Raw genomic sequence first — 16508 nt, 5'->3', positions numbered from 1 at the left:
AGCCTACGTCGATCCGGGGCAGCCCGGGGCTCGCCGCCGCCGGGGCGCGCCCCGGGTGTCTCCAATGGGATCATGGCCTATGCGCTGGCCAGAGTTGGGCGCCCACACCGCCGAGATCAATGCTTGGGCCGCTAGTGGGGCGATGGCCCTCACCGGGCGCGCCCACCGGGCGCCGCTGGGACCGCCAGCGGGCTTGGTCCCCACGCTGGCCCGATTTGCCGATCAACTGGCCGAGCATCCCGACGCCGCCGGCCGCCCGCTGCGGGTGGATCCGCTAGCGCTGCTCGGCGAGCGAGCGGCCATCGGAGGCCTGAGTCGTCAGGGATCCATCAGTTGTGGGGGGGCCACTCGCCTCCTTGCCACCCGCGACGGGTGGCTGGCGGTGACCTTGGCCCGACCCGACGACGTCGATCTCCTGCCGGCGTGGCTGGAGCAGACGCCACCTCTGCCCCTGCCCTGGGTCGCGGTGGCGGCGTTCGTAGGGTCCTGTTCCACCGCAGCGGCAGTGGAACGCGCCACCCTGCTGGGCCTGCCGGTGGCAGGGCTTCCTGCCCCCACTTCGTCGGCCACTACCGCGCCCGGCCGCCCCGGGTCGCTTCCGGTGCGCCTGCGCGAGATGCCCCTGGCGCCGGTTCCTCCCCGACCCGGGCCCCTACGGGTCATCGACCTCAGCGCCTTGTGGGCCGGCCCGCTGTGTGGATCCCTCCTCACCGCCACGGGTGCCGAGGTGATCAAGGTGGAGGCCACCGGTCGGCCCGACGGGGCGCGCCTCGGGCCGCCGGGGTTCTTCGATCTCCTCAACGCCGGCAAGCGCAGCGTGGCCCTCGACCTCACCAATTCGCAAGGGGTGAGCGTGTTGATCGATCTCCTGCGCGATGCCGACGTGGTGATCGAAGCATCGCGGCCGCGGGCGTTGGAGCAACTCGGCATCCACGCCGAGGCCGTGATGGCCACCGGCCGGGTAAGGGTATGGACCTCCATCACGGCCCACGGACAAACCGCCCCCGGTCGCGAGCGGGTGGGGTTCGGTGACGACACGGCCGTGGCCGGCGGCCTCGTCGTCTGGGACGCCGCCGGACCATGTTTTTGCGCCGACGCCGTGGCTGATCCCCTTACGGGCCTCGTGGCGGCGCTGGCCACCCTCGATAGCCTGCGGGGCGGCGGACGCTGGCGGCTCGACGTGGCGATGGCCGAAGTCGCTGCCGCCGTGGCCGGCCCCACGCGTCCCATCGCTTCGGCCCCGGTGGTGGCGGCCCCCCGGGCGCGGCCGGTTCGACACGCCGCCGCACCCCTCGGCGCCCACAACGCCGCCGTGTTCGGAACCGGGGTCCGTCGATGAACCCGCCGGTCCTGTTGCGCGACGTCGAGGTGAACGGCACCGCGGTGGATGTGCGCCTCCATCACGGCGTGGTGGCGGCGATCGGGCCGGGCCTTCGGCCCTCGACGGCGGACACGGTGATCCACGGCGGAGGCGGTGCGCTGCTGCCGGGGTTGCACGACCACCATCTGCATCTCCTCGCCACGGCGGCGGCGGCGGAGTCGGTAGCGGCGGGCCCTCCCGAAGTCGAGGATCGGGCGAGCCTCGCCCGGGTGCTGCACGAGGCCGATGGTCGCCTCGCCCCGGGGGTCTGGCTCCGGGCGGTGGGGTACCACGAAGCGGTGGCGGGCGATCTCGACCGCCACGCCCTCGATGCCCTGAGCCCGCCCCGACCGGTGCGCCTGCAGCACCGCAGCGGGGCCCGCTGGACACTCAACAGCCTCGCCCTAGAACGCCTAGCCCTGGCCGAGCACGCTCATCCGGGCATTGAGCGAGACCCCGACGGGGTGCCCACCGGGCGAGTGCATCGCGCCGACGACCTGCTCGCGGGGCTGATCGAGGCCGACCCGCCGGAGTTGGCACCGCTCGGCGCCCGCCTCGCCACCTATGGCGTCATCGGCGTCACCGATGCCACGCCCTACCGTCACCGACACGAACTGGCGGCCTTGGCCGAGGCGGTGCGCACCGGCGCACTACCCCAACGGGTCACCGTCACCGGGGGCATCGACCTCCTCGGCGTGGATCTGCCCGAGGGCCTCGGGCGCGGACCGGTCAAACTCATTATCGACGACAGCGCCTACCCCGCCCTCGTGACCCTGGCCTCCGATATCACGCTCGCCCACGCCGCCGGTCGGCCCGTGGCCATCCATTGCGTCACCCGCCCGGCGGCGGTGTTGGCCCTCGCCGCCTGGGACGAGGCGGGTAGTCACCACGGTGATCGGATGGAACACGGCTCGGTCCTGGCGCCCGAGCAGGTCGCTCATCTGGCCCGGCACGGCATCACCGTGGTCACCCAGCCCGGCTTCATCGCCGAACGCGGCGACGATTACCAACGCGAGGTAGACGCCGATGATCAGGACCACCTCTACCGTTGCGCGTCACTCCTCGCCGCCGGAGTGGCCGTGGGCGGGAGCACCGATGCCCCCTATACCCACGCCGATCCGTGGCGGGCCATGCGCGCCGCGGTCAATCGCCGCACCCGCCAGGAGGTGGCCCTCGGCCCGGCCGAGCGAATCAGCGCTCGGGCGGCTCTTGGCCTGTTCCTCGGCGCGTCCGATCACCCCGGCGGGGCCGTGCGGACCGTGGGGGTGGGACACCCCGCCGATCTGTGCCTCCTGCGCGTGCCGCTCGCGACCGCCTTGGCTCAACTCACCGCCGAGAATGTCGCCGCCACCGTGTGCGCCGGGCAGGTGGTCTACGAGGCGTCGTAACGGCTCATCATCCCCCACCCCGAGGAGGCCGCGGAATGAAGCCACTGGTGCGGGCCACGTAGTGGGCGTAGTCGGGTTTGTGGCGGGTGAGGCGGCGTTCCAGCGGCCCCACCCCACTCCAGCGGGCCAGCAGGAACGTCATCACACACGGGCTCGCAATGGCGATGGCGGTGACGGGGTTCACCACCGCGATGAGCGTGAGGCCCCACCAGAGCAAAGCGTCCCCGAAGTAGTTCGGGTGACGGGTATAGCGCCAGAGCCCCTGGTCCATCACCCGACCGGCGTTGGCTGGTTGGGCTTTGAAACGCACCAACTGCGCGTCACCGATGATCTCGAAAGCGCCCCCCACCACACACAGCACCACCCCGACCATCCCCGGGAACAGCAATCCCGGCGGGTTGGGATACCACTGACCCAACTGCAAGGGCAGGGAGACGATCCAAAGAAGTGCCCCTTGCAAGAGGAACACGTTGCGCAACGTGAAGAGGTGGGGGTTGCCCGAGGAATGACGGAGCATGCTGGCGTAGCGCGGGTCCGGTCCGTTGCGCCGCCACCGCCAAAAGAGGTAGCCGCTGAGACGCAAGCCCCAGAGAGTGGTGATGCCCACCAGGAGGGCCTGACGAGTGGGATCGCCGTGGCTCATCAGCAGGGAGATCCAGGCCACCAGCACAAACCCGAGCGGCCACCAGGCATCGACGAAACTCGGATCACGGCGCCGGATGCTGAGGGCCCACAGCGCCAGCATGCAGCTGAGGGTGGCGGCCAGGGTGGTGCCGAGAAGGACGATCATGCGGCGGCGCGGCTAGGTGGGGGGGCGAGGGGCCGGAACCCCGGGCGGGAGCCGCAGCAATCGAAGGGCGTTGGCATCGAGCGTGGCCGCCAGGCTGGCATCGCCATAACTGGGATCGGCGGTCTCGTCCCAGCCGGCGAAATTGGTTCCCCCCACTAATCGATCCGTCCCCGCCGCCGCCACTAGCATGGCCAACGCCCGGGGACCTCCTACGTGGGCGTCCCACCACAGGCGGCCCACCAGGGCATCGACCACACCCTCGGCGCGTAGGGCGGCGTCGGCCCAGGGTCGGGTAGTGGCGGCATGGCGCATTCGCTCGGCTAGCCAGGTAGTGGACCCGCCCCCGTGCGACACACACACGTCGAGTTCCTCGTGGCGAGCCAACACCCCGCCGAGCACCAGGGTGGCCACCGCCAGGGCTTCCTCGTGGGCGAAGCCGAGCCACAGGTCGGCGTCGAAGCGAGCCATCCGGTCGTCTCGCCGGGGGGCATCGATGCCGCCGGGCGCGGGATGGATGAACAGGGGAACATCGAGGTCGATGCAGGCCCGGTAGACCACGTCGAAGGCCGGGTCGTCGAGCGGTCGACCGAGATCGGTGCCGATGTAGGCGCCGAGCAGCCCCAATTCGGACACCGCCCGATGCAACTCCGCCACCGCGTGGGCGGGGTCCTGCATCGGCAACTGGGCCAGACCGGCCAGCCGCCCACGATGGCGGCCCACGATGGCGGCCAGGCCATCGTTTTGACAACGACTGAAGGCAATCGCGGTGGTCGAGTCGATGTGGTGGAAGAAGGTGAGCGGATTGGGGGAAAGGACCTGTAGGTCGATGCCGCGCTCGTCCATCTGTTCAAGGCGCCGATCTACGTCCATGAAGGCGCTGTCTCGGTAACGCACCCCAAGCAGTTGGTAGTCGCCCACGCGGTAGCAGGGCAGGCGAGCGACGGCGGCGTCGCCCTCGTCGAGGTCCGGACCGTAGCGACCGGCTGCGCCGAGGGTCTGTTCCAACACCACATGGGCGTGCAGGTCGATCACGCCGGAAACACCACCGGGTAGCGGCCCCAGTAGCCCCGGCTGTTGTCGGGATCCATCGTGGGCGGATCAGCCGGGTCGGGCCGCCCTCCGGCATCGAGCAGCGCCCGGATCGCCACCGGGACGAGCCCGTAGAGGTGGTCATCGCCCACGGGATGGCCCATCGGGTCGATGCCCGCCGCCAGGTCCTGACCGATGCAGGCGTGCATGCCGAGACCGAAGCTCAATCCCCACGGGGCCACGCCCGGTTCCAGGAGGCGATGGGGGTCGAAGTCATGGGCGCCCTCACCAAAGACGGACGGATCACGGTTAGCCGCCATCAGGTCGATGATCACAAAGGCCCCGGCGGGGATGTGCACTTCGCCGAGCAGGTCGGCCTCGTCCAGCGCGTACCGCATGGCGATCGGGCTCGACGGTTGCAAGCGCACCGTCTCGTGCACACATCGCTGAAGAAACGCCAGGTCCGTGCAGGCCTGCTCGAAGTCCTCCGGGTGCTCCTCGCCCATGGCATACACGTTGTGGAGGGTGCGCACGAAGGCGGTGGCACTCGTGTGGGCGCCGGCCAGGAGGAAAAAGCAGGTTTCTCGCAGGATCACCTCCGAGGGCAGGTGCAGTTCGGCGTCGTTGCGTAACAGGGTCGTGAGCACATCGCGCGGGAGGTCCGCTTCCTCCCCCGATCCGTCCTCCACGGCGGCGAGCAGCCCCCGGCGTCGCTGAATCGACGGCCGCAGAAACTCGGATTCGAACGCCGCCAGGGCCTGGGCTACTTCTTCCCGCTTGGCGGCGCGGTCGCCGGTGTAATGAGCGAGGGTGGCCCCCTGGATGAAGAGCATCAGATAGTCGTAGAGGCGCATGGTCTCCTCACGAGTGCCGTGCGGACGATCCACCCCGGCCGTGAAGGCGGCGAGGTTCATCATCAGCTCGTGGCTCAGGGTCACCAACTCGGCGTGGCCGTTGGCCGCGTGGGGAGCGAGCGTGGCCGCCACCACCGGCGGGAAGAACTCGCGCTCGTAGAGGCGGTGGGTGTCCTTGCGAAACAGGCGGTTCTCGAGGCGGCGACGGGCCTGGTGATCGGCGCCATGCAGGTTCACGAGCACATCGGACATCACCACCTCACCCTCGTCGTAGAGGGCCTGGCGCAACCCCTTCTGACGGAACGCTTCCCGGGCCTGGTGGTAACTGGAGACGGTGATCTCGAGACGGTCGGTCATGGGGTGGGGTCACCCGCCGGTTGTGGCCACCTGTCGGTGGGCGCATCGACCGACATCAGCCACCGGGCGGCTCGCCGCAGAATCAATCGGTGCATCGGATGGGTCATCGCCGCCGCGTCGTGCCCAAGCACGTCGGTCACCACCCGCCCGCGTCCCACCAAGCGGGCCCAGAGCACCGGATGATCTTGGCCCCCATGGGCGCTGGTGAGCAACGGCTCCAACCCGGTGTCGTAGTCGAGGAAGCCGTAGATCTCATCGACCGTGGTGAACTCGGCGATGCCGGCGGTGATGGGATGACTCCGACCCATCCCGGTGGACGAGATAACCGCCAACCCCTGAGGAGGGTGCGACGACCGGTCCCAGTTCCACGTGGCCCCGATGCACGCCGCCCACCGCGGATCGCCGTCGAAGCAGATGGATGCGCCATGACACGCCAGCAGGCTGCCCCCGCCGCGCACGTAGCCGTCGATGATCTCCGCTTCGCCGTCGCTCAGGGTGAACGCCCAGCGGTCTCGCAGCGGCGCGTGGCGGGCGGATCCCATCTGCCATCGCAGCGCGTTCACGGTGACGAGGTCCCAGGTGCCAGCGCCGTCCGCCAGGGCCAGCAGACCGGCGTGCGGGTCGTCGAACACGGTGGACTGCACGCCCTCCTCGGCTAGCACCTCGGCCAGCACTGCGGTGGTGGCGGCGAAATCGTGGAGGGGACCACCAGAGATCATCAGGTTACGGGCCATCATCGCTTAGGAGCCCCCCGCAGGTCCGACCGTGTCGACCGACGCCGGTCGGGGCAGGGTGCTCATCACCGTGGAAGTGACCCCCCCATCCACGAGCAGTTCGATCCCGTTGATGTAGCCGGCCTCCTCGGAGAGCAGAAACAACACGGCCTGGGCCACGTCCTGCGCCGTACCCAATCGGCCCAAGGGCACGCGGGCGGCTCGGAGTTCCCGAATCTCGGCATCGGCGTAGACCGGCTCGGACATGCCGGCATCGATGAGCCCGGGGGCCACGGCGTTGCAGCGGATCCGATCGGGACCCCACTCGATGGCCATCTGCTGGGTGAGCAGCGCCACCCCGGCTTTGGTGGCGCCGTAGGCGCCGGCGTTGGGTCCCGGCGCCACCCCGTTCATGGAGGTGACCGTCACCAGCGACCCGGCGGTCCCCGCCGCCCGCATGCGCCGGGCCACCCCACGGGCGGCAATGAACGTCCCGGTCAGGTTCACGTCCACCACGGCCCGCCAATCCTCCACCGACACCGTGGCGAGGGGTCCGAACCGCACGATGCCGGCGTTGGCCACCAACCCGTCGGGGGCCGCTTGGCCGGTGGCATCGGCAAAGAGATCGAGGGCCCGGTCCATGTCGGCTTCCACGGTTATGTCGGCGGTTAGGGCCACGGCGTGGTCGCCGATGGCGGCGACGGTGCGGGCGGCGGCCTCCCCGTCACGGTCGAGCACCCCCACGCGCCAGCCCACGGCGGCGGCGGCGGCCGCAATGGCCGCGCCCAAGCCATGACCCGCGCCGGTGACCACCACGGTGAGGCTCATCGGTGGGCCCGTTCCCAGGTGAGTAGATCAGCAGCCCACTGGCCCACCTTCTCGCCGGGGAGTGGGTCACGCTCGGGCCAGGGGCCGGCGAGATCTACGGCCCGACCCCGCGAGAACACGTGACGCAGGTTGGATCGGTCGCCGAGCACCGTCACATCTCGAGATGGGTCGCCGTGCACGACGAGGAGATCGGCTGCCGCGCCCACCTCCACCACCCCGATGGTGCCCTCATCCATGCGCAGGGCCCGTGCCCCGTTATAGGTGGCACAGCGAATGGCCTCGAGCGCGCTGAGTCCCATCGCCTCCACCAGCACCTCCATCTCGCGGGCGTGCCAGTGGCCGTAGGGCGTGAGGGCGAAGCCGCTCTCGGATCCCGAGAGGATTGGCACGCCGGCGTCGTGGGCGGTGCGCAACATCGTCGCGGTGGCATCGATCTCACCTCGGAACAACTCCACCTGGGTGCTGAGCGCGCCCACCTTGGCGCCGTGGTCGGCCAGGTTGGCCAGAAAGGTGAAGGTGGGGACAATGGCACAGCCTGCTTCCACCACGGCGGCCAGGGCGGGCTCGTCGATGAAACTGGCGTGCAGGATCATGTCCACGCCCGCTTCGGCGGCCAACCGGGTGGCGTGGGCGTTGCGGCAGTGGGCGATCGTGGGCGTGTCGAGGGCGTGGGCGGTATCGGTGACGGCTCGGAGTTCGTCCAAGCTCCACACGGTGAGTTCGCCCTGGCGATTGGGGAGCGACCCGGTGACGTGGATCTTGACCCAGTCGGCTCCGTACTTGATCTGCTGCCGCGTGGTCCGCACCATCTCGTCGCGGTTGCCCATCACGTGGGCGTAGGCGGCGGTGCCCGTATCGGGAATCAGGCGGCCCGCCGTGCCTCCGGCGGTAGTGAGGAGCGCGTTCATCCCCGAGGTCATTCTCGGGCCCGGAACAATCCCGGCCTCGATGCTGTCGCGTAACGCCGGTCCGATGTTCCAGAGGCAGTCGGCATCGAGGAAGCCGGTGACACCGGCGAGCAACAACTTCCGCACGTTGAACGCCGCCAGCATGGCGGCGGTGGACTGATCGCGATGGAAGAACAATTCGTCGTTACTGGCCGGTTCGCCGAAGCTGATGTGGCAATGAGCGTCGATGAGGCCGGGCATGACGGTGAGCCCGGTGGCATCCACCTGCTCCACCCCCGGGCCGGCGACGCGGGCCAACTCCCGGGCCGGCTCCCCCACCGCCACGATCACATCGCCGCTGATGAACACGTCCGTGTCGGCCTGCCGCGCGTCACCCCGGCCGGAAATCACCGAACCACCGGAGATCAGCACCCCGGATGGGTTGCTTGGAATCACCGCCGGAGCCCCCTTTGCTCGTGCACAGTTTACAGTGTTCAGTACCGTAGCAAATGAGGCCGCACCACCACTCTGGGCCCGACACAAGGAGACGCATGGACGCCACGTTGGAACGGACCATCCGGGAGCGCATCGACCAGGAGAAGGCCCGCACCGCGCCGCCCGCCGAGGCGGTAGAGATCCCGGTCATTCCGGTGGGCCGCTACACCGACTCGGCGTTTTACGAACTGGAGAAGCAACGGATCTTTGGCCGCAGTTGGCTGTTCGTCGGCCATGAGTCCGAATGGCCGCAGTCGGGCTCGTATCGGCTCACCACTCGGTCGGGAGCACCCATCGTGGTGGTGCGCGGTGACGACGGCGAGCTACGCGGCTTCTACAACGCCTGTCGCCACCGCGGCGCCCCCGTCACCCGCGACGAGTGCGGCACCGCCCGGCGACTGACGTGTCAGTACCACTCCTGGTCCTACGGCACCGACGGCACCCTCAAGTCGGTTCCCGATTCCCGCAGTTTCGCCGATCTCGACCAGGGATCGTTGGGGCTGGTGCCGGTGCGTTGCGAGACATGGGACGGCTGGGTCTTCATCAGCGAGGATGCCCAGGCCGTGCCGCTGGTTGAGTTCCTCGGGCCCATTGCGGATCAGATGGCGGAGATCGACGGTCCGGCGATGCGGGCGGTGGGCACCCAGGTGCACCGGCTCGATTGCAACTGGAAGCTCATGGTCGACGCTTTTCTCGAGGTGTACCACGTGCGCACGGTGCACCCCGACAACGCCGCCTTCCTCTACAACGACCAGTCGGCGACGGTCACGATGCTGCCCCACGGCAACAGTCGACTCACGGTGGAGAAGCATGACGCTTTCCGCGACTTCGCCATGGTCTCCGAGGAGAACGACAACCCGGCGGTCCCGTTGCTGTGGCGTCAGACCTCAACCTCCTTCGGTATCTTCCCCAACCTGGTGGTCCCCATGGACACCGGGGCATTTACCTTCTTGTGCATGTGGCCCACCAGTGGCACCACCACCGATCTCGAACTGCGCTGGTATGCGCCGGCCTGGGCCGGTGATGAGGTGCCCCAAGAACACCTCGACCGCATGGTGCTTTTCGACACGGTGATGGCGCAGGACCAGGCCAACATGGCCCCCATCCAGGCCTCGATTTCCTCGCCCGGTGCCCGGCCGTTCCACATCGGCTGGCACGAACGGCTCATCCATCATTTCGAGCGGGCGGTCGACCTGGCCATCGGGCCCGACCTCCTCCCGGTCGGCACGGCCGTATCCGATGCGCTCGACGGCTACGTGGAATCGGCATGAGCATGGCACCGACCCGACGGCTTCTGGGGCTGGGCCTACTGCTGGCCCTGGTGGTAGCGGCGTGTTCCTCGGGCTCGAACACCGACACGGCCAGCGACGCCGGCGACCTGCCCGCCGGGACGGAGGACCTCGTCGGTCGCTACGCCCACTACGACGTAGTGGCGTACGAAGACACCACGATGAAGGTCCTGATCATCAGCACCGGATTCTCCGACCTCGAACTGCGCGACGGCGAGTTGTGGAACGCCATGACGTTCTGTCATGCCGATGTGGCCAACGACGTGAACCTGGAGATCACGATCTCCGACGCCGCCACTCAGGCGATTGTGCCTATCGCCACGCCGGTCGAGGTGACAGAGGTAAACGGCAAACTGCACATCGCACGCCCCCCCACGCCCACCCCGATCGGCATCAAGATCGACAACCCCGCCACCGAAGCCTTACCCAGTGATCCCAACGACCCTCGCATCTTTGATGCCGACGGCGATGGCCATCCCGGGGTGACCTCCTCGGTGAAGGTCAGCGACGCGCTGCGCGGCGATATCTACCTGGCCCGGCGGGAGATCTTCATTTACAACCTCACCAGCCAGAGCCCCGACCTCCTCACCGGGACGATCACCGATAAGTCCGAGCAACTGATCCTGGGCGCCAGCAATCCGGCTTTCCTGGTGGCCGCCCAGTGGAAGCAGATCGACGATCCGGCCCGGAATCCGGTGATTTGGAAACGCGTCGGAGCCGACTGGGATTGCGACCGACTCGCCGCCGAGCGCGCCAGCATCTTCCCGCCCCAGCCCCTCGCCGACTGGTGATTACCAGGGGTCATCGTGGGTCCCGAATCGTCCGGGTTGCGGGGTTGGTCGGGGCTCTGGCGATGACCACCGCCGCCTGCGGGGGCAACAACACCGCCACGCCCGCCATCACCCCCACCACCGTCGCCGCCGTGGCCAGTGCCGCCTGTAGCGATGGTCTGCCCCACGGTCCCATCGACCGGATCAAGGTGACGGTCCAAGGCAGGGAGCGAACCGCTCTCGTGCATCTGCCCGCCTCCCCCACCGCCACGGTCGCCCGCGCCGAGCCCCTCCCGGTGGTGCTGTCGTTCCACGGCTTCAGCGGAAACGCCGCCCTCCAAGGCGCCACCGACGGCTTGGCCGCCCAGTCCGACGAGCACGGATTCGTGTCGGTCCACCCCGAGGGCCTCCTCGTGGGCTTGTCCGACCAGGTCACCGGGGCCAGCGGATGGGACCCCGAGGGAAACGAGGTTGACGAACCTGCCTTCGTGGCGGCGCTGCTCGACGAACTCGGCGCTCAGACCTGCATCGATCCGTCGCGGGTCTACGCCACCGGGTTCTCCGCCGGCGGCTACATCGCCCTGGTCGTGGCCTGCGCCCTCCCCGAGCGCATCGTGGCGGTGGCGGCGGTGGCGGCGGCCTACCAGTCCGCCGAATGTCCCCCGACGGGCCGGGCCATCCCTACGCTGGCTTTTCATGGCCTCGACGACATCATCACCCCCTTCGAAGGTCGCCGCAGTGAACAGGCCGGCACCTTCGTCCCCGTAACCGACGCGCTCGAAGCCGTCGCGGCCCGTAACGGCTGTGCCGGAACGCCGGAGGTGGCGGCGGTGACCCCAACGGTGGAGTCGGTCCGCTGGACTCGGTGTGCGGCCCCCACGGTGCTGTACCGGTTACGGAAGCACGGTCACTCCTGGCCTGGGCATCCGATGCCCGTTACCGAGGACCTCCTCACTGCTGTCCTCACCGGGAACGCTACCCAACCCGCCAATCCGCTCCCCCCCGCCATCGGTGAGACCCCGGCCTCGATGGCCCAAAACGTGTTGCTCACCAACCTGGACATCGATGCCACCAGCCTGATCTGGGACTTCTTCGCCGCCCTTCCGGGCCGGGCCGGGTAGGGCGGGCGACCACCCTGAGCAACGACGGCACGCGTGCCCTGATGGTAAACGGTGTAAAGTTATAGGGGTAGCGGCCCCGTCAGGGCCACCACCAAGGAGCATCCATGCACGTCGCCACCACCCTTACCGGAAACGTCAGCCGCCAGGATAACCAGCCCGACCTAGCCGGCAATCTGTTTCCGGTGGACGTTGAGGTTGACGTGGCCAAGTTGGCCATCACCGGCCAGCTTCCCGCCGGGCTGCAGGGCTCCTTCATCCGTAACGGGCCGAACCCACTGTTCCAACCGGTGGGCCGGTACCACATGTTCGACGGCGACGGCATGCTGCACGGGGTGACCTTCGACGGTGGCGGAGCGTCCTACCGCAATCGGTGGATCCGGTCGCGCGGGTTGCGGGCCGAAGCCGACCTCGGGCGGGCGGTCTATCCGGGTCTGGGCGATGTCATGAACTTCCCGGAACCCGCGCTGGTGGGCGACGCCGGACCGGTGAAGAACCCGGCCAACACCCACATCGTGCGCCACGCCGGGCGGTACCTGGCGCTGTGGGAGGGAGGGCTCCCCACCGAGGTCACCGCCGACCTCGACACGGTGGGCGAGTACACCTTCGACGGAAGTCTCACCGGCGCCATGACGGCCCATCCTCGGATCGATCCGCGCACCGGCGAGATGTTCTTCTTCGGTTACTCGGTGTTGGAACCCGTCATTCGCTACTACGTCGTCGACGCCCACGGCGCGCTCGTGCACCGCGCCAAGATCACCCTGCCGGCGCCGGTGATGATGCACGACTTCATCATCACCGAGCACCATGCCGTGTTCCTCGACTCCCCCATCGTCTTCGATATTGCCAACCTGGGGAAAGGGCCCATGGTGCAGTGGCGTCCGGAAAATGGTGCCCGCATCGGCGTGATCCCCCGCCACGGCACCGGCGACGAGGTGCGCTGGTTCGATATCGACGCCGGGCATGTCCAGCACTTCTGGAACGGCTGGGCCGACGGCGACCGTATCGAGTTCTCCGGTACCCGATTCGAGCACCCCGACTTCGGCATCGACTCCACTGCCCCACCGGATGCGCCGGGCGGCGACAACACCCCGCCGTATCCGGCGCGCTTCTGGGTAGACCTCGCCGCCGACAAAGCCGGCTGGGATCAGACCGACGACCTCGGTGGCGATTTTGCCCGCTTCAACGACGATTTCAACGGAGTGCGCTCGCGCTATCACTACATGTCCGCCACCGTCGCCCCCCAACGACGACTGGGCGACTTCGACAGCATCGTGAGATACGACGATGCCAGCGGGGAGCGTCAGATCTGGAACTCCGGCCCCACCGGCCATGTGGGGGAGAGCGTCTTCGTGCCGAACCCGCAGGGCCACGGCGAGGACGACGGCTGGCTCCTCAATGCCGTGTACGACGACGCCACTGATCGCACCGACGTCTGCGTACTGGATGCTGGCAATGTGACCGCCGGGCCGATCGCCCGGGTGCATCTAACCCAACGCATGCCCTTCGGGTTCCACGCCAACTGGTTCGCCGCCGCTGAGCGGTAGGCGGCGGCCTCAGAAGAGTTCGTCACACTCCGTCGCTACCTCGCGGATCGCACCGTGCAACTCCTCGGGCACGCTGGCCATGAGGTCGTCGCTCAACTCATCGGAGAAACGCAGCCGCTCAGCGTCCACGAGGTCGTGGTAGGAGGGCATCCACGCTGAGTGAAGGACCATCGGCACACACTCCCGGTTCGTGCCCTTCAGCACCGCGATGGGACCCTTCCCCACGGCAGCCGCATCGAAGAGCTCCAGGCGGAAGCCGTCATCGGACATCACCGGTTGCAGCACGTAGCCGTCGTGGCCGCCGGGTTCCCCACCGGCATAGGCGCTCTGGGCGCCGGAGCTCCCGCACCCCCGCGGGGCAAAGGTAGGAGAGGTGATGTGATCGTCCAGGTTGGGGTAGTCCCACTTGGCCTTGAGTTCCATCGAACCCCGCTCGAAGGTGGCGAGCGCGCCGGGGGTGGCCTGGCGGAGTTGGTCGAGGTCGATGCGGTCGGCGTAGAGCGTGGCGGCCCGGAGCGAGATGTTGGAGGGGCGGCAGCCCTGGTAGGTCACGTGGTGCAGGGTGGGCTTGGTCAGACCTTCGGTCGACCAGTCCATGGCGGAAAGCTGCAGGTTGAACGTCCAGTCTTCGCGATAGAGGCCCCGTTCGATGGCCTTGCCCGACTCGGGGTCGAAGAGCACCTCCACGATCGTCTCGGGGGCCATCGCCATGTTGTAGAGACCCACGGCGGCGGGGTCCATGGGGTTGCCGTTGACGTCGAGGTCATCGGCCTTCAGGTAGAAGGCGAGGTCCATGAGGTCCATGCCTTCCCACACCACCGAGATGCCGTCGGAATCGTCCCAGCGAGCGTAGAAGTGACCGGCGGGGGGTGCCATGGTGAGGGTGATGGGGGTCACCGGCGTACCGGTGGCGAGGCCGTCGAGTTGGTCCTTGCGGATCAGCCAGACGGGTACCTCATGGTCAATGGTCAGCACGCGCTCGCCGCCGAACATTTCCGCCGGATCGGGCTTGAAGTTGCCGGAGTCGGCGAGGATCAGCCAGTCGCGGGTCTGGCTCACGGTGTGAGTGGAGCCCAAAAAGGAAACCCCCTCCAGCGGCCAGTGGCGCACCTGGGTCCCGTCGGTGGCGTCGTAGCGCACCACCGATGGGCGCAGACCAATGCTGGGCTCCATCACGAATTCCAACTTCACCGACCAGAGGCAGTCGCGCTCAGGGTCCACCACGGGATGGGCGGTCGACAACAGGAACGGCATGATGCCGGGCATTTCCAGCGAGTTCCCTCCCCAACTGTCGCGGTGGCCAACCTCCGCCACGAACTCGAGGGTGTCGGGGTGCAACTCGATCGGTCGTCCGGCATCCCAGGTCGTGTAGAGACGTCCCCCCCACGGCAGCGGGGCGGTGTTGGAGGCGTTCGCCGGGCCCAGCGGGGACTGGTATCCGGTGCCAGTGGTGGTGAACTGCTCGGGCAGCCGATCCCACAGTCGCTTGCCGGGCGACTGAATCGAACGTGTCTGCCAGGCGAAGCGCCCCGGGCCCGCCCCGCGCGTTCCGGCGGCGAGGGACAGGCGGCAAATCGAGCCCCAGTCGAAGATGGAGTAGTCCATCGGCGTGCACCGCAGGGGGCTGGAGAACACCATTTCCCCGCTGATGTCCTCGGGCCAGACCCCCTCCACCACCTCAAGTTCGAAATCGGCGTGTGGCGCGGTCGTCAAAGAGTGTGGGGTCGACATGAGTCCTTCGTGGTGGCTTTGCGCCGCCCGCAAAACTGCGGCCTAACGGTGTTCACCATCCTACCGGAGGAGATCAACCCTGTCTCGGGAACACCCCGGTCACAACAATCCCCGGGCGGCGCCCCCGTCGACGGGGAGGCAGGTACCGGTGATGAAGCCGGCGTCAACGCTGCACAGGAACGCCACCGCCGAACCAAAGGCGGCCGGGTCGCCGAGCCGACCGATGGGTATGTCGGCCATGAGTGCCGCCAGGGCGGCGGGCGGCATCGACGCCAGGCGATCGGTGGCGTGCACACCGGGCTGGAGGGAGTTCACGGTCACCCCGTCAGCGGCCACCTCGGTGGCGAGCACCTTCAGGAAGCCGGTGACCCCGGCACGCGCCGTGGTGGAGGCCATCAACGAGGCGATGGGCTGCCGTACCGCGATGGAGGTGATGGCCACCACGCGTCCCCAGCGGGCTTCCTGCATGCCCGGCACCGCCTGCTTACACATGGCGACGGTAGAGAGGAGGTTGAGATCAAGCGCCTGGCGGTAGGCGTCGAGGGTGGTGGTGGCGAAGGTGCCGGGTGGGGGTCCACCGGCGTTGGCGATGAGGATGTCGACGCCACCAAGTTCATCGATGCACGAGCCGACGAAGGCCTCGGCCCCAGCGGGAGTGGAGACATCGGCCGCCACGGCCACGGCGTCGATGCCCTCGGCTCGCAAGGCGGTGAGGGCGGCAGCTCGCCGGGCGTCGTCGCGCCCGCTGATGGCCACCCGTGCCCCCTCGCGACCCAGGGCGCGAGCGGCGTGGAACCCGAGACCGGCCGATGATGCCGCCACGGCGGCCCGCCGGCCCGTGAGCCCAAGATCCATCGGATCAGCCCGCCTCGGCGGTGGGCAGCGCGGGGTCGGCGATGGTGGCCCCATCGCAGCACTCCGCCGAGGCGGTCGTGCCGATGGCTGTCCCTGCAACAAGCGACATGTGGGTCTCCCTCGTTTCCGCTGGGCACACCGTAACAGGAGCCTGAACACTGTTTACCGACCGTCGCCGCTGGCCTACGGTGAGGTGATGTTCCGCCACGTCGTGATGTTCCGGTGGGTCCCCGAAGCTACCGAGGCCCAGAAAGTGGCCGTCAGTAACGGCCTCCGTTCCTTGCCGGGAATCATCCCCTCGATCCGAGCGTTCCGCTTCGGCCCCGACGCTGAGGTCAACGCCGGAAACTTCCACTTCGCCGTCGTCGCCGACTTCGACGACCGCGCCGGGTACGAGGCGTACCGGGCCGACCCGACCCATCAGGCCATCATCGCCGACTACATCGCCCCCATCTCGGCCGAGCGCGCCGCGGTGCAATACGAAGCACGGGACTAAC

15 protein-coding genes are annotated in these 16508 nt (G+C 68.5%); 7 read left to right on the top strand and 8 right to left on the bottom strand.

Going from position 1 to position 16508, the window contains the following annotated elements:
- The first annotated feature begins 64 nt into the window (after window positions 1–64).
- Together EXQ71_10755 and EXQ71_10750 are read left to right on the top strand one after the other, a co-directional pair.
- Entirely contained in the window at window positions 65–1339 is a 1275-nt protein-coding gene (locus tag EXQ71_10755) for a hypothetical protein (protein MSO87978.1), read from the top strand.
- Window positions 1336–2748 (top strand): amidohydrolase, encoded by a 1413-nt coding sequence (locus tag EXQ71_10750; GenBank protein MSO87977.1) that lies wholly within the window; start codon window positions 1336–1338, stop codon window positions 2746–2748. The genes EXQ71_10755 and EXQ71_10750 overlap by 4 nt, the downstream gene beginning before the upstream one ends.
- Window positions 2749–2755: 7 nt before the next feature.
- Here the strand turns inward: EXQ71_10750 and EXQ71_10745 are convergent, their stop codons facing one another.
- Genes EXQ71_10745 through EXQ71_10720 form a run of 6 tightly spaced genes read right to left on the bottom strand, consistent with a single transcriptional unit; the run spans window position 2756 to window position 8662 of the window.
- Window positions 2756–3538 carry a DUF1295 domain-containing protein gene (locus tag EXQ71_10745; protein MSO87976.1) on the bottom strand — a complete coding sequence of 261 codons (783 nt, stop codon included), beginning with the start codon at window positions 3536–3538 and terminating at the stop codon, window positions 2756–2758.
- A 12-nt stretch (window positions 3539–3550) separates the two neighbouring features.
- Window positions 3551–4570 (bottom strand): amidohydrolase, encoded by a 1020-nt coding sequence (locus tag EXQ71_10740; protein ID MSO87975.1) that lies wholly within the window; start codon window positions 4568–4570, stop codon window positions 3551–3553.
- A complete protein-coding gene (locus EXQ71_10735) occupies window positions 4567–5778 on the bottom strand; it encodes a cytochrome P450 (protein ID MSO87974.1) in 1212 nt (403 codons plus the stop codon). Before EXQ71_10735 ends, EXQ71_10740 begins: the two co-directional genes overlap by 4 nt.
- On the bottom strand, window positions 5775–6515 hold the full coding sequence (locus EXQ71_10730; GenBank protein ID MSO87973.1) for a ThuA domain-containing protein: 741 nt from the start codon (window positions 6513–6515) through the stop codon (window positions 5775–5777). The genes EXQ71_10735 and EXQ71_10730 overlap by 4 nt, the downstream gene beginning before the upstream one ends.
- A 3-nt stretch (window positions 6516–6518) precedes the next feature.
- Complete coding sequence (locus EXQ71_10725; protein ID MSO87972.1) at window positions 6519–7319, bottom strand: SDR family oxidoreductase; 801 nt, start codon at window positions 7317–7319, stop codon at window positions 6519–6521.
- Window positions 7316–8662: an amidohydrolase family protein gene (locus EXQ71_10720; GenBank protein MSO87971.1), complete on the bottom strand. Its 1347-nt coding sequence runs from the start codon at window positions 8660–8662 to the stop codon at window positions 7316–7318. Before EXQ71_10720 ends, EXQ71_10725 begins: the two co-directional genes overlap by 4 nt.
- Before the next feature lie 53 nt (window positions 8663–8715).
- On the opposite strand from EXQ71_10720, the gene EXQ71_10715 reads away from it, so the two are divergent.
- The 4 genes from EXQ71_10715 to EXQ71_10700 all read left to right on the top strand — a co-directional run bounded on the left by EXQ71_10715 (window position 8716) and on the right by EXQ71_10700 (window position 13425).
- Entirely contained in the window at window positions 8716–9972 is a 1257-nt protein-coding gene (locus EXQ71_10715) for a hypothetical protein (GenBank protein MSO87970.1), read from the top strand.
- A complete protein-coding gene (locus EXQ71_10710; GenBank protein ID MSO87969.1) occupies window positions 9969–10781 on the top strand; it encodes a hypothetical protein in 813 nt (270 codons plus the stop codon). The genes EXQ71_10715 and EXQ71_10710 overlap by 4 nt, the downstream gene beginning before the upstream one ends.
- Window positions 10782–10843: 62 nt before the next feature.
- Window positions 10844–11881, top strand: coding sequence for a hypothetical protein (locus tag EXQ71_10705; protein ID MSO87968.1), 1038 nt, complete (start codon window positions 10844–10846; stop codon window positions 11879–11881).
- Between the two features lie 104 nt (window positions 11882–11985).
- Window positions 11986–13425 carry a 9-cis-epoxycarotenoid dioxygenase gene (locus EXQ71_10700; protein ID MSO87967.1) on the top strand — a complete coding sequence of 480 codons (1440 nt, stop codon included), beginning with the start codon at window positions 11986–11988 and terminating at the stop codon, window positions 13423–13425.
- A gap of 9 nt (window positions 13426–13434) precedes the next feature.
- Here the strand turns inward: EXQ71_10700 and EXQ71_10695 are convergent, their stop codons facing one another.
- Both EXQ71_10695 and EXQ71_10690 read right to left on the bottom strand, forming a co-directional pair.
- The gene (locus EXQ71_10695; protein ID MSO87966.1) at window positions 13435–15156 is read right to left on the bottom strand and encodes a carotenoid oxygenase; all 1722 of its coding nucleotides are present in this window, start codon (window positions 15154–15156) and stop codon (window positions 13435–13437) included.
- 99 nt (window positions 15157–15255) lie between these two features.
- Window positions 15256–16011: an SDR family oxidoreductase gene (locus EXQ71_10690; protein ID MSO87965.1), complete on the bottom strand. Its 756-nt coding sequence runs from the start codon at window positions 16009–16011 to the stop codon at window positions 15256–15258.
- A gap of 196 nt (window positions 16012–16207) precedes the next feature.
- On the opposite strand from EXQ71_10690, the gene EXQ71_10685 reads away from it, so the two are divergent.
- Entirely contained in the window at window positions 16208–16507 is a 300-nt protein-coding gene (locus EXQ71_10685; GenBank protein ID MSO87964.1) for a Dabb family protein, read from the top strand.
- Window position 16508: the final 1 nt, after the last annotated feature.

The sequence above is a fragment of the Acidimicrobiia bacterium genome (genome assembly GCA_009694375.1).
In the GTDB taxonomy this organism is placed as follows: domain Bacteria; phylum Actinomycetota; class Acidimicrobiia; order Acidimicrobiales; family VFJN01; genus VFJN01.
This window is presented reverse-complemented; position numbering and strand designations above follow the sequence as displayed.

Coding starts and splice junctions, on each gene's coding strand:
- EXQ71_10715 (MSO87970.1), top strand. CDS start 8,716: ATGAGGCCGCACCACCACTCTGGGCCCGACACAAGGAGACGCATGGAC.
- EXQ71_10685 (MSO87964.1), top strand. CDS start 16,208: ATGTTCCGCCACGTCGTGATGTTCCGGTGGGTCCCCGAAGCTACCGAG.
- EXQ71_10745 (MSO87976.1), bottom strand. CDS start 3,538: ATGATCGTCCTTCTCGGCACCACCCTGGCCGCCACCCTCAGCTGCATG.
- EXQ71_10690 (MSO87965.1), bottom strand. CDS start 16,011: ATGGATCTTGGGCTCACGGGCCGGCGGGCCGCCGTGGCGGCATCATCG.
- EXQ71_10730 (MSO87973.1), bottom strand. CDS start 6,515: ATGATGGCCCGTAACCTGATGATCTCTGGTGGTCCCCTCCACGATTTC.
- EXQ71_10750 (MSO87977.1), top strand. CDS start 1,336: ATGAACCCGCCGGTCCTGTTGCGCGACGTCGAGGTGAACGGCACCGCG.
- EXQ71_10700 (MSO87967.1), top strand. CDS start 11,986: ATGCACGTCGCCACCACCCTTACCGGAAACGTCAGCCGCCAGGATAAC.
- EXQ71_10705 (MSO87968.1), top strand. CDS start 10,844: ATGACCACCGCCGCCTGCGGGGGCAACAACACCGCCACGCCCGCCATC.
- EXQ71_10725 (MSO87972.1), bottom strand. CDS start 7,319: ATGAGCCTCACCGTGGTGGTCACCGGCGCGGGTCATGGCTTGGGCGCG.
- EXQ71_10755 (MSO87978.1), top strand. CDS start 65: ATGGGATCATGGCCTATGCGCTGGCCAGAGTTGGGCGCCCACACCGCC.
- EXQ71_10710 (MSO87969.1), top strand. CDS start 9,969: ATGAGCATGGCACCGACCCGACGGCTTCTGGGGCTGGGCCTACTGCTG.
- EXQ71_10735 (MSO87974.1), bottom strand. CDS start 5,778: ATGACCGACCGTCTCGAGATCACCGTCTCCAGTTACCACCAGGCCCGG.
- EXQ71_10695 (MSO87966.1), bottom strand. CDS start 15,156: ATGTCGACCCCACACTCTTTGACGACCGCGCCACACGCCGATTTCGAA.